This window comes from Halobacillus sp. AWH4_228 (genome assembly GCF_056158365.1).
This window is the reverse complement of the sequence record NZ_JBSWTE010000001.1, coordinates 804,200-817,346: the sequence shown is the minus strand read 5'-3', so window position 1 is coordinate 817,346 and position 13,147 is coordinate 804,200. Positions and strand designations below refer to the sequence as shown.

Below are 13,147 nucleotides of genomic sequence, written 5' to 3'. Positions count from 1 at the left end.
GAAACATTTCAATTGTAATCCCTTTTTATATACTGTCACTATACCATAAGTTCATGTGTGAAGAGGAGCAGAAGTCTTTCCCAGCAGGTATCCTTTTTGATACTTTCCCACAAAAATGTGCGTACTTCAAAAAATATAAAGAATCCTTTACGATCAAAACAGGAACTCTAACACCGAAAGCTATGGATGTTGAGAAAGGATGTGGGAGTGATGAGTAAAATGAAAGCTGTTGGATTATATAAACATCTGCCTGTCGACCATGAGGAAAGCCTGATCGACTTGGAACTGGACAAACCGAAAGCCGAAGGTCGTGATTTACTCGTACGCGTGGAAGCCGTCGGAGTCAACCCTGTCGACTACAAAGTAAGAGCGAATGGTGACACGGAAACAGAAGCCAAGGTCCTCGGATGGGACGTTGCCGGGGTTGTCGTGGAAACCGGAGCTGAAACCAGCCTCTTCAAAAAAGGCGACCACGTCTACTATGCCGGAGATATTACCCGGCAAGGCGGGAACAGTGAATTCCACCTCATAGACGAACGCATTGTCGGAAAGAAACCGGCTTCCTTATCCTTTGCAGAAAGCGCCGCTCTTCCATTAACAACGATTACAGCCTACGAAGCCTTGTTTCATCGTTTAAAAGTCAGTCATCATCCAGAAGATAATAAAGGGAAGTCTATTCTGATTATCGGTGCATCCGGTGGTGTCGGATCCATTGCCACCCAGCTGGCGAAGCGGGCCGGGCTTACGGTTGTCGGCACAGCCTCACGTCCGGAAACAGAGGAATGGGCGAAGAAGCGGGGAGCTGATTTCACAATCAATCACTATCACGACTTTTCTTCTCAGCTGAAGGAAATCCAAATCGAAACGGTGGACTTTATTTTCTGCCTGAATGCAACAGAGCAGCACTGGAGTAACATGGCAGAATCCATCGCTCCTCAAGGGAAAATCTGTTCCATCGTAGAGATGCCGGAACCCGTTGATTTAACCATGCTGCAGAGTAAAAGTGCAACATTTGTGTGGGAGTTGATGTTTACACGTCCGATGTATCAAACCGATGATATGATCAAACAGCATGAACTCCTCAATGAGATTTCCGGTCTTATTGATGAAGGGAACATACAGACGACGTTGAATGAAACCCTTTCTCCCATCCATGCCGCAAACATGAAAAAAGCTCATGAGAAGCTTGAATCCGGGAAGGCCATCGGAAAAATTGTTGTGGAATCTTTTGAATCTTAAAACCTCCGCCCATAGGGGCGGAGGTTTTTTACTGGATACCTTCGCCGGCTGAAACAGGCGTTCTGGAAAACCTCGTTTCCGCTTATATCGGAGAGGGAATCCTCCTGGTCCTTCCTATTTATGTTTACATCCATTGAAAATCTTTTGAATCTCTCCTCGCATTCACAGTCATTGGTGTGATTGTTCAACTTACGATGATTGGTTGGCGTGCGTTTGAAAAAAGTTCAAAGCATGTTCATTCACTCTCTCTATTATGTTCCTATATGAAAATTGGATGTTTATGCTCTAAAGGGAGGGGTATACCTTTTAAGGAGATCCCCCTTTTATCCCTATGCGGATACATATCATCACTATCTTCACACCAGTCTCCCGTGGACGTACGTTCACGGGAGTTTCATTTTCACCCTTAACGCTCGTCTGTCCGCGCGTTTTATTTATTATTTTTATATAATTTATAGGAAAATCCTGCATAGGAAGCGGATCCAAAGGGTATTTCATATTGTACAAACCCAACCTACAAACAGGAGATGACCATATATGAGTGAACATCAGCGATCGCTTGGGATTGTCACACCGCCTGGTTACCCCAAGGAGCTCAGTAAAACAATCAGCGAACAGCTTCCAGACATGCTCAAATATTACGTGAAAGACGACTGTGAATGGCAGGTCGAAGCCTTAATCGATCCTTTGACCGGCGTCACGGAAGACCCGGAGGAAGTATTTGAAGCCGGCTTAAAAAAGAAAGAAGAAGAAGACTGGGATTATATCGTCTGTCTGACCGATCTTCCTTTCTTTCATGATCGGAAGCCGATTATGGCTGAAGCATCAACCAATGACAAAATTGCCATCATTACCCTCCCCGGGCTCGGATCCACACCTCTATTAAAACGTGTCCGGCAGTCGATTCTGCAGCTCGTCAATGAAATGTACTATGGAAGCGGTGAAGAAGACAGAGAAAAGGCGCAGGAGAGGCTGCAGTCAAAAGAAGATGGCGAACATAAAAATTTAAAGAAAAAAGGCTCCCGACGGCTTGTGGAAAAACGTGGAATAGACCGATTCTCCCCCATTAAACGGGTGACACCGGATGAAGAGGATACGTATATGGACGTGCGGTTCATCGTCCAGTCCCGAATCAGTGGTGCGTTAAGAGTATTGACCGGGATGGTGCGGGCCAACCGCCCATGGGCGATTTTCCCCGCCTTTATGAAGGTCATCATCTTCGCCTTTGCCACCGGTTCCTACGCCCTTGTGTTCCCGACGTTATGGCGGTTGAGCAATAATTACAGTTCTTGGCGGATGCTTCTGCTTACCATCCTGTCCATTTCGTTAATGGTCGGCTGGATCATCCTTGCTCACAATTTATGGGAAAAGCAACGGAAAGACCGGGCCCCCTATCTCCGGAAACTGTACAATATGACCACGCTGCTTACGCTCGGGGTAACCGTTGTCATCTATTACTTCATCCTCTTTGTAATGTTTTCGGTTGCCGTTGTCGTCTTCATCCCAATGGGGCTGTTGGAGTCGGAAGTTTCCGGCGCTGTCGGTTACGATAATTATTTCTACATCGCCTGGACGGCTACCAGCATATCCATCATTATCGGCGCGCTCGGCTCAGCCCTTGAAAATGAAGAAGTCGTGCTGTCCTCCACCTACGGCTACCGCCAGCAGCAGCGCTATAAAGATGCGGATACAGATCAGGAAACGGAAACAGCCAGGAAACAAGAAACGAAGAAACAGAGAGAGAAAAAGGATAAGCAGGAAGTTTCGCCGGAAAAAAAACGTCCTTCCAGGGAGGATCAGGAAAAAGCGGCGCAGTAAAAGTCGGTGATATCCAGTTCAAGGGATTTCCGCTCCTGACGGCAAGAAAAAAACCGTTCTAGTTAACTAGAACGGTTTCTTTAGTGCTGGAGGGCGTGCAGCTTGGCAAAGAGGCCGGCTTCCCGCCCGAGAAGCTCTTCATGACTTCCTTCTTCAGCCACTCCCTCTTCCGTAATCACGAGAATACGGTCGGCTTTTTTTATCGTCCCAAGACGGTGGGCGATGATCAAGGTCGTCCGATCTTTGGAAAGCTCGGTGAGCGCCTTTTGGATCTGGGTTTCAGTTTCAGTATCCAGCGCGGATGTTGCCTCATCCAAAATGAGAATGGAAGGGTTTTTCAAGAACATCCGTGCGATGGCAAGCCGCTGCTTCTGACCGCCGGACAGCTTCAATCCCCGCTCTCCAATCTGCGTATCATATCCATCGGCCAGGTTTTCAATCATCTCTTTCAGATGGGCCTTCTCCACAGCGTCTTCAATTTCTTCCTGGCTGGCATCCAGTCGTCCGTACGCAATGTTTTCCCTTATCGTTCCGGTGAACAAAAAGACATCCTGCTGGACAATGCCGATCTGGGAACGGAGCGATTCTTTCGTCATGTCACGCACATCGATGCCGTCTATGGTAACCGCGCCATCCTTGACGTCATAAAAACGAGGAATCAACGAGCAGATCGTCGATTTCCCAGCTCCGGAAGGTCCGACAAAAGCAATTGTCTCGCCGGGCTTTACGGACAAGCTCAAGTCCTTTAGAATCTCCCGGTTTTCGTCATAGCCAAACGTGACCTTCTGGAAACGGATGTCACCGTGCAGGTGAGGAACGTCGACGGCTCCCCTCCGGTTTTGGATATCAGGAATGGTATCCATCAACTGGGTAAACCGCTTGAAGCCGGCCATCCCTTTTGGATACAACTCCAGCAGCGCACTGATTTTTTCGATCGGTTTAAATAAAATATTCAAATACAAAATGAATGCCACAAGCTCTCCGTAGCTTAAAGCACCGGAAAAACTGAGCCAGGCGCCGTACACGAGAATGGTGATGGTCATCAGTCTCGTTGTCAGATAAATGCCCGTCAAATTCAGACTCATCACCTTGTAGGCGGTCAGCTTCGCTTTTCGGAACATTTGGTTGTTCGTGTTGAAGCGTTTGATTTCATACGCTTCATTTGTAAATGACTGCACGACACGGGCCCCGGATACACTATCTTCGACCCGTGCATTCACTTCTGCAATATTGCCGAACATTTTCGTCCAGGCTGCATTCATTTTGATGTTGGAAAAATAGATGAGCCAGATGAGGAATGGGACGATAATGATGGCGACAAGCGCAAGCTTCACATTGATGGTCAGCATGATCCAGAAAGCACCGACAAAGGTCATGATGGCTATAAAAAAGTCCTCTGGACCATGATGGGCAAGTTCCCCGATGTCCATGAGATCGTTGGTGATCCGGCTCATAATATTTCCGGTCTTCGTATTATCAAAGAAACCGAAGGACTGCCGCTGCACGTGCAGAAACAAATCTCTGCGAAGATCTGTCTCGATATTGATTCCAAGCTTATGCCCCCAGTAGTTGACGACAAACTGCATACTTGAACTCAGCATATATAAAAGCAGCAGCCCGGTACTGACCGCCACAATCGTTCCCCAGTTCCCCTCGGGAAGCAGATCATCAATAAACCAGGAAACAGCGATCGGAAACCCAAGTTCAAGCAGTCCAACAAAAACCGCACAGAAAAAATCGATGAAAAACAGTTTTCTATGCGGACGATAATAACTGAAAAAGCGTTTCAGCATCTTCCTCCACTCCATCCTGACGACGCTGCTGCAGCGTTTTTAATCGAGTAAAAAAACCGCACGCTCAAGCGGCGGTTTCATCTTCTTTATTCTTCCTGTACCGCTGGATTCCCTTGGTAATCAAACGGAAAATCATGTAGAGGCTGCAAAAGAAAAAGAAGCCGAGCACACTGACGAGTGCGTCCGCAAATTCCATGTTGCCACGGCCTGTGATCTTCTGCTGGATTTCCACCGCAAAAACGAAGACAAGCACCATAGCAAATGTGAAAAGAAAGGAAATAACCGTAATACTCCATTTTGCAAGAGCATGAAACAGAACATCTATAAAAATAAGACCGATGATTCCTAGAATTCCAATTACCCAGAAATGCAGATCCTTATCTGAGAGTTCCCATCCCATCATTCTGGAAAATTTTGCGATGACGTCATGCCATAGGTTGACGACTTCTGCTAACAAGAGAATGATTTCTTTCATGGCATATGTTTCTCCTATCCTGTAAAAATCAATGGTTCAGTTCTTTCTCACTATATCACACCCGCTGTTTTCCAGTAAGTCCCTTTTGATTCCAGTATTGCTTCCTCCGCGGTTCCGCTATAAAATCCATTATAAGACCATTGATCAAAGGAAGTAGAAAGGGATGACACGATGAAACAGACACGATTCAATCGATTTTTCAACCGCCTTTCCCCCTTTCAGATCATCGTTTTCTTCTACTTTTCCGCCTCCCTCATCGCTACATTGCTGATCAGTCTTCCTTTTCTTCATAAAGAAGGCGTTAACGTAAGCTTGATCGACAGCTTATTTACTGCCGTCAGCGCTGTGAGTGTGACAGGACTGGGAGTCGTTTCCACACCGGATACTTTCAACACAGCGGGGTACGTTGCGCTGATGTTTATCCTCCAGTTCGGAGGCATCGGCGTTATGACGCTCGGCACATTCATCTGGATTCTGCTCGGTCAGAAAATCGGATTAAAGCGCCGCGAATTGATCAAAACCGATCAAAACCGTTCCACATTCTCCGGAATGGTCCGGCTGATCCGACAGATCCTCCTGATCATCCTGCTTATTGAAGGAGTTGGGGCCGTCGTTCTCGGTATCTATTATATCCGTTATTTCCCCAGCTGGGAGGAAGCTTTCATCCAAGGGGCCTTCGCTTCCGTGAGTGCCACGACAAATGCCGGGTTCGATATAACCGGGTCTTCCCTCGTCATGTTCCAGGACGACTATTTTGTCCAGGTCGTCACAATGCTGCTGCTGACTCTCGGAGCCATCGGTTTTCCTGTTTTGATTGAAATCAAAGATTATGTAACCAATCGGAGGAAAGAATTGTTTCACTTTTCCTTGTTTACGAAATTGACATCTGTCACGTTCGGACACCTCGTTCTTGCTGGTACTCTGCTTATCTATTGGTTTGACCGAAATCACTTCTTTGCAGGGAAAAGCTGGCACGAGTCTCTCTTTTATGCTTTGTTCCAATCCGTCACGACACGGAACGGGGGACTGGCAACGATGGATGTGGCTGATTTTTCCACGCCGACTTTGTTGGTGATCTGTCTGTTGATGTTCATCGGAGCTTCTCCAAGCAGTGTAGGTGGAGGGATCCGGACGACGACCTTTGCCATTATGGTGCTGACCATCTTTTCCTTTGCCCGTGGGAAAAATCATGTACGTGTGTTCCGCAGGGAAATTCACGAGGACGATGTTTTCCGCTCTTTTATCGTGATTACAACCGCCATCGCCATTACAGGTGCGGCGATTGTGCTTTTGAATTATTACGAACCGCAGTTTACTTTGATGGAAGTGATTTTTGAAGCCTGCTCGGCCTTTGGGACTACCGGCTTGTCCATGGGCATCACCCCGGAGCTTGGCACAGCCGGCAAGCTGATCATCATCGGATTGATGTTCATCGGACGTATCGGCATCTTCTCCTTCCTGTTCATTCTAAGACGCCGGAACATTCAAGATGTATACCGCTATCCAAAAGAACAAATGATTATTGGTTAACAAACAAAGACCAGGGCTCCACGCAGCGTCCGCATTTCAGCAGAAGTGAGACGGGCTGAGCGACTCTTTTAACCCCTGTCTCCCTCCTCCACTCATTCCCGCAAACTGACTGCGGGAGGGGACTTCCCTATTTCAGTATGTAAACATTTGAGGGTTCTCCGTCTTATATATATCCTCCTTGTTTCCAACTCGTCATTTGGCAGGTCGCGAGAAGCCCTCGGTCGGAAGTTGACCATTTCCCTGAACTATGGACAGATCAAAAACAGGACCGGGGCAGGTCCTGCTTATTCATGATCCTCTTTTATTGATACATGTACCGCATCATGACGTGCGCGGCGAGGCGGCTTGTCATATCCCGGAAATCCTTGGATGGATCGACCTCGACAATATCCATGGCGTTAACGATAGGATCCTTGGAAGCCGCCTGTACACTCATCAGCAGTTCCCGTGACGTCAATCCACCAGGGCCGATGGCAGGACATCCGGGAGCATCGGCCTGATCCACGGCATCCATATCGACAGATAAATAGATCATATCCACCTGCTGCTTCAATCGCTGAATCTCTTTTTTCACGATCGATACAATGCCCTCCGTCACTACATCTGCCATCGTGTAGACAGCCACCCCATGGCGTGCACAATAGTCCGCATAGGCTTCAGCATTGGAATAGTCCCGGATGCCGATCTGGACCAAATCCTCTCCCCTTACAATGCTGGATTCGAGCAGGCTGCGAAAGGGGGTGCCGTTCGTCCGTCCGCCGTCCTCTGTGTTCCTTACGTCATGATGGGCGTCCCATTGAAGCACACCGACACGGCCCCACCGCTCATGAAAAGCAGTGATAGAAGGAAAACTGACCCCGTGATCTCCTCCGAGGAGGATGTAACGGGTACAGGCTTCTTCCTCAAGCATTTCCTTCACACTCTTCTTCAATAAATCGTTCGTTTTTTCCGTATCTGTCGGATGGACGGGAGCGTCTCCGAAGTCGAGCATCGTCACATCCGTATAGTCCTGTTCTTTTTCATGGGAATACGTCGTATAAAATCCCAGAGCCCGGCGGATGCTCTGCGGGGCTTCCGATGCCTGGGAGGCAGAGATGGATGATTTCGAGTAAGGCAGACCGAGCAGGCCGATATCTCCGGATTTTCCTTTTTCATACCACTGCTTCGTTTCCTCCACTTTCGTCGTGAACCTGTCTTTGAACCCCCGTACCGGACCGGGATTAAGGTGTTGGAAAGACATCCGCCTCCCTCCTTTCCCAGATTAACCGCCCCCGCTTCCATACCGAACGGGCATGATTCACACCGTAATGATAAGGAAGGTACTTGTAATTCGGAATGTCCCAGAAGACAAGGTCGGCCTGCCCGCCCACCGTAATTCTTCCAGCCACTTTCTCCATGCCGATCGCATGGGCCGCATTGACCGTCACAGCGTTCCAGATTTCTTCCGGCGTCATTTTCATTTTCAAAGCGGCCAGCGCCATGATCATCTGCAGATTATGGGTAACACAGCTGCCCGGGTTGAAATCCGTCGCCAGGGCTACGGCCGCCCCTTCCTGTATCATCCTTCCTGCATCCGCATAGGTGTCTTTGCCTAAATAAAAGGTTGTACCCGGAAGAAGGACCGCAATCGTGTCAGAGGCTGCCAGTCGTTTGATGCCTTCGGATGATGCCGCCACCAGGTGGTCGGCCGATACCGCACCGTATTGAACAGCCAGCTCTGTGCCGCCCAGCGGGTCGATTTCATCCGCATGGATTTTCACCTGGAACCCGTGGCTCAGCGAAGCCTCCATGAACCGGGCTCCCTGTTCGGTCGTAAACACCCCCGTCTCACAGAATATATCCGTAAAAACCGCCGATGTTTTTTGTTTAATGACCGGAAGCAGGTCCATCATCTGGTCAAGAAAAGCGTCTTCCCGCCCTTTATACTCAGGAGGTATGGCATGAGGGCCGAGAAAGGTGGCTGCGATATCAAGCAGCCCCTCGTCGTTCAGCCGGTCAATGACAGCCAGCTGCTTCAACTCTGTTTCCTCATCCAATCCGTAGCCGCTTTTCGCTTCCAGCGAAGTCACTCCATAAGCCGCCATACCGCTGGCAAACCTACGAGCTTTTCTATACAAGGAACTTTCATCCGCCTGCCGCGTTGCACGTACCGTCGAAAGGATGCCTCCACCACTTTTCAAAATATCCAGATACGTTGCACCTGCTTGTTTAAGCGCCAGTTCTTCTTCTCTTGATCCTCCAAAAACGAGATGGGTGTGTGGGTCCACCAACCCCGGTGATACGACTCTGCCTTCAGCATTGAAACGCTGACGGGCCTGCCGTGCACGGGCCTCTTCCGAAGAACCGATCCAGACGACTTTCTCTCCCTTTATGGCGATAGCGGCCTGATGACGGACAGGCAGCTCCTTCATCGCCTTCCCCTTCAAGGGTCCTGCGCTTGGAAGGAGGAGGGTACCAATGTTTTCAATGATTTGATCATCCATCATGCTTATCCCTCCCCAGCATCGGAATATCCAGATTGTGTCTTCGTGCTTCCTGCTCGGCCTTTTCATAGCCGGCGTCTGCATGGCGCAAGATGCCCATGCCGGGGTCCGTCGTCAATACCCGTTTCAGACGTTCCTCTGCGAGATCCGTCCCATCGGCCACAGCAACCATCCCAGCGTGAAGCGAATAGCCCATGCCGACCCCGCCGCCGTGATGGAAGGAAACCCACGAACCACCGGCGGCCGTGTTGATCAGCGCGTTCAATACCGCCCAGTCTCCGACAGCATCACTGCCGTCCTTCATCGCTTCTGTCTCACGGTTGGGAGAGGCTACCGAACCACAGTCCAGATGATCCCGGCCGATGACGACCGGTGCTTTTAATTCTCCCTTCCGTACCAGTTCATTGATGCCAAGCCCCATTTTCAACCGGTCCCCGTAACCGAGCCAGCAGATTCTTGAAGGAAGCCCCTGAAATTTGATTCTTTTCTGAGCCTTGTCAATCCAGCGGAGGAGCGGGGCCTGATCCGGGAATAGGTCGCGTACGAGCTGATCGGTGCGGTAAATATCTTCCGGATCCCCCGATAAGGCAGCCCAGCGGAACGGTCCTTTTCCTTCGCAGAATAACGGCCGGATATACGCGGGGACAAAGCCCGGGTAGTCAAAGGCTTCGGTGACGCCGGCATCATAAGCCACCTGGCGCAGGTTGTTGCCATAATCAAAAACAATGCTTCCATGCTTCTGAAACTCCAGCAAGATTCGGACGTGCTCCGCCATGGAATGGGAAGCCTTTTCCACATATAATTCCGGGTTCTGCTTTCTCAGTTTATCCGCTTCGTCCATGGAGAGATCTGTTGGCACGTACCCATTCAGCGGATCATGGGCGGATGTTTGGTCGGTCACAATATCAATCGGAAATCCTTGATCCATGATCTGTTTATGAATGTCTTCCGCATGGCCGAGGCAGGCGATGGACAACGCTTCCCCCTGATGCTTTGCCTCCTCTGCCCAATGAAGGGCTTCTTCGAGGCTTGATGCCCGTCTGTCACAGTAACCGGATGAGAGCCTTTTCGCTATGCGGTCCTGATCGACTTCAACAGCAATGACGACGCCGCCGTTCATCGTCACGGCCAGCGGCTGCGCGCCTCCCATTCCGCCAAGTCCTGCGGTCAAGGTGATGGTTCCCTTTAAGGAGCCATCAAAATGCTTCTCTGCCAAGGAAGCGAACGTTTCGTAAGTGCCCTGTAGAATTCCCTGTGAGCCGATATAGATCCAGCTCCCAGCCGTCATCTGCCCGTACATCATCAATCCTTTTTTGTCCAAGTCGTGAAAATGGGGCCAGTCCGCCCACTTCGGAACGAGAACAGAATTAGAAAGCAGCACACGCGGGGCAGCCGGGTGGGTACGGAAAACACCGACCGGTTTGCCGGATTGGATAAGGAGCGTCTCGTCATTTTCCAACCGTTTCAACACACGGACGATGGCATCAAACGCCTCCCAGTTCCTCGCTGCCTTCCCAATTCCACCGTAAACGACCAATTCCTCCGGCTTTTCGGCCACCGCCGGATCAAGATTGTTGGAGAGCATACGCAGGACAGCTTCCTGCTCCCACCCCTTACATTCAAGCATCTGTCCAGTTGCAGCTTTTATGTTACGGCTTGTCGACATAAGCATCTCCTCCTTCGTGAATCGACCGCCACTCTTCCCAGTCAAACGAATCACTTTTCATCCATGCCGTCATTTTTTCAATATCTGTAGAAAGAATTCTGTCCTCCGTCAGCGGTGCAACCACGGTCCGGGCTTTCTCCCACAGCTTCCGGATCCGTGGAGATGCCCGGTCAATGCCGCGCCATTCGAGTGCCTGCAGACCGCAGATCAGTTCGATGGCGGCGACTTTCTCCACATTCTCAAGAATAAGAGCGGCATGGCGGGCCGCTGTCGTTCCCATGCTGACGTGATCTTCCTGGTTGGCCGAGGAGGGGATGGAATCCACACTGGCTGGATGAGCGAGCGTTTTATTTTCTGAGACAAGAGAGGCTGCCGCATACTGAACAATCATGAACCCCGACTGCAGTCCTGGATCTGGACTTAAAAAGGCGGGAAGATCATTCAACTGCGGGTTGACGAGCCTTTCAATTCTCCGCTCGGAAATCGAAGCCAGTTCACTGAGCGCAATTTTCAAAAAATCCATCGCCAGGGCAATCGGCTGTCCATGAAAATTCCCTCCGGATACTACGACGCTCCCGCCTTCAAGAAGGAGCGGATTATCTGTAGCTGCGTTCATTTCGATGGTCAGCTTTTCTTTCACGTAGTGAAGCGCCTGCCAGGTCGCTCCATGAACCTGTGGGATACACCGTAACGAATAAGCGTCCTGTACCCGCTTTTCGCCTTGGTAGGTCATCAGCTGACTTCCATCTGTCAGGTGCCGGATACGCTCGGCGACAGCCTCCTGCTCCGGATAGCCCCGTGCAGCATGAATACTCGGATGAAAGGCATCACGGACCCCTTCCAGCGCCTGCAGCGTTACGGCCGCAGTCCAGTCACACTGTACGGCTAATTTTCTCGCCCGAAGCCAGGCTGTGACGCCGACAGCCGTCATGGCCTGGGTCCCGTTGATCAACGCCAGCCCTTCCTTCGCTTTTAATGACAGCGGTGGAATCGATAACTCGGTATAAACAACCGCCGCCGCACGTGGTTTGCCGCGAATAAACACTTCACCTTCACCCATGATCACCAGCGCTAAATGGGCGAGAGGGGCGAGATCCCCCGACGCGCCAAGAGATCCCTGCGAAGGAATAACGGGATGAATCCCCTCATTAATCAACAACTGCAGCCGTTGAACTACGACCTCCCGGACACCTGAGAACCCTTTCAAAAGCGTATTCAGCCTGAGTACAAGCATTGCCCGGCTGATCACTTCAGGAAAGGGCTCACCCACCCCGCAGGCATGCGACCGGATTAAATGTCGCTGCAAAGTATCGACGTCTTCAGCGGCAATCCTGACGTCACTCAGCTTGCCAAATCCAGTATTGATTCCGTAAACCGTATGTCCGTCCGCTACAATCTTCTCAACCGTCTCTCTTCCCACACGTACACGGATCAGACTGCCCTGGGCCACACGAACCTGCTCGTTGTGTACACAGATCCTCTCCATTTCCTCCAGCGTCAAATGATCTCCGTCCAATTCGACCATGGCCATCCCCCTTTCAGACTTCTCCCATCGTTCAGGTGGATCGGCTTAAAAAAAGGCGGCAATGGCACGAAATCCCTACCATTGCCGCCTTCTCATATCTAATGACTACAGGCCACCTATTCTTTTATATATGATTGATTCCAAGTCCACATGTCTCATGCTCCAAACCTTTTACAGGAGCGCCGATCGTCCCGTAAAACGCAACGGCCAGCCATTCCCCTTCTCCAGGATGGTCATAAGGGCGGCCGCGGACGACTGAAAAGCGGAGCCCTACTGTGCGCATCATCGTGCCTACGCCGATCTGCCCCCGGGTGACACCGTGCAGCGCTTCGAGAATCGCATGATACAACGCATGGGTTTCCCTGTAGACATGTTCCTTGATGATGCCGTTGCGCTTCGCCGCCGTTTCTACAGCAGCGATGATTTTCTGAACATCCATGGAACCTGCTTTTCCCTGACAGTAACGGACATGATTGAAACTGTCGGCAAACACAGACCGTTCTTCTTCTGTCAAAGAGGCGGCCAGGACAGCCAGTTTACCAATCTTAATCTGTTGCGGCACACTAAATCACCGCCTTTCTTCAATCTCCGTCTATTCACTAGTCACTGCATAAATTG

General features: G+C 50.3%; 10 protein-coding genes. 3 read left to right on the top strand and 7 right to left on the bottom strand.

Annotated features, from left to right (window positions below):
* The first annotated feature begins 210 nt into the window (after positions 1-210).
* Positions 211-1,239 (top strand): zinc-binding alcohol dehydrogenase family protein, encoded by a 1,029-nt coding sequence (locus ACXADP_RS04085; protein ID WP_474969707.1) that lies wholly within the window; start codon positions 211-213, stop codon positions 1,237-1,239.
* A gap of 537 nt (positions 1,240-1,776) precedes the next feature.
* Positions 1,777-3,057 carry a hypothetical protein gene (locus ACXADP_RS04080; protein WP_474969708.1) on the top strand — a complete coding sequence of 427 codons (1,281 nt, stop codon included), beginning with the start codon at positions 1,777-1,779 and terminating at the stop codon, positions 3,055-3,057.
* Positions 3,058-3,137: 80 nt separating this feature from the next.
* On the opposite strand, the gene ACXADP_RS04075 is transcribed toward ACXADP_RS04080, so the two are convergent.
* Together ACXADP_RS04075 and ACXADP_RS04070 are read right to left on the bottom strand one after the other, a co-directional pair.
* Positions 3,138-4,850, bottom strand: a complete 1,713-nt coding sequence (locus ACXADP_RS04075) for an ABC transporter ATP-binding protein (protein WP_474970871.1) — start codon at positions 4,848-4,850, stop codon at positions 3,138-3,140.
* A gap of 64 nt (positions 4,851-4,914) precedes the next feature.
* On the bottom strand, positions 4,915-5,325 hold the full coding sequence (locus ACXADP_RS04070) for a hypothetical protein (protein WP_474969710.1): 411 nt from the start codon (positions 5,323-5,325) through the stop codon (positions 4,915-4,917).
* 171 nt (positions 5,326-5,496) lie between these two features.
* Here ACXADP_RS04070 and ACXADP_RS04065 point away from each other — a divergent pair, with 171 nt between their 5' ends.
* Complete coding sequence (locus ACXADP_RS04065; RefSeq protein WP_474970870.1) at positions 5,497-6,855, top strand: TrkH family potassium uptake protein; 1,359 nt, start codon at positions 5,497-5,499, stop codon at positions 6,853-6,855.
* A gap of 301 nt (positions 6,856-7,156) precedes the next feature.
* On the opposite strand, the gene hutG is transcribed toward ACXADP_RS04065, so the two are convergent.
* From hutG to hutP, 5 genes are all read right to left on the bottom strand, one after another.
* On the bottom strand, positions 7,157-8,095 hold the full coding sequence (gene hutG, locus ACXADP_RS04060; RefSeq protein ID WP_474970869.1) for a formimidoylglutamase: 939 nt from the start codon (positions 8,093-8,095) through the stop codon (positions 7,157-7,159).
* On the bottom strand, positions 8,076-9,338 hold the full coding sequence (gene hutI / locus ACXADP_RS04055; RefSeq protein WP_474972290.1) for an imidazolonepropionase: 1,263 nt from the start codon (positions 9,336-9,338) through the stop codon (positions 8,076-8,078). Before hutI ends, hutG begins: the two co-directional genes overlap by 20 nt.
* Positions 9,331-11,004 (bottom strand): urocanate hydratase, encoded by a 1,674-nt coding sequence (gene hutU, locus ACXADP_RS04050; RefSeq protein WP_474970868.1) that lies wholly within the window; start codon positions 11,002-11,004, stop codon positions 9,331-9,333. The genes hutI and hutU overlap by 8 nt, the downstream gene beginning before the upstream one ends.
* On the bottom strand, positions 10,988-12,529 hold the full coding sequence (gene hutH / locus ACXADP_RS04045; protein ID WP_474970867.1) for a histidine ammonia-lyase: 1,542 nt from the start codon (positions 12,527-12,529) through the stop codon (positions 10,988-10,990). The genes hutU and hutH overlap by 17 nt, the downstream gene beginning before the upstream one ends.
* Before the next feature lie 124 nt (positions 12,530-12,653).
* The gene (gene hutP, locus ACXADP_RS04040; protein ID WP_474969715.1) at positions 12,654-13,091 is read right to left on the bottom strand and encodes a hut operon transcriptional regulator HutP; all 438 of its coding nucleotides are present in this window, start codon (positions 13,089-13,091) and stop codon (positions 12,654-12,656) included.
* Positions 13,092-13,147: the final 56 nt, after the last annotated feature.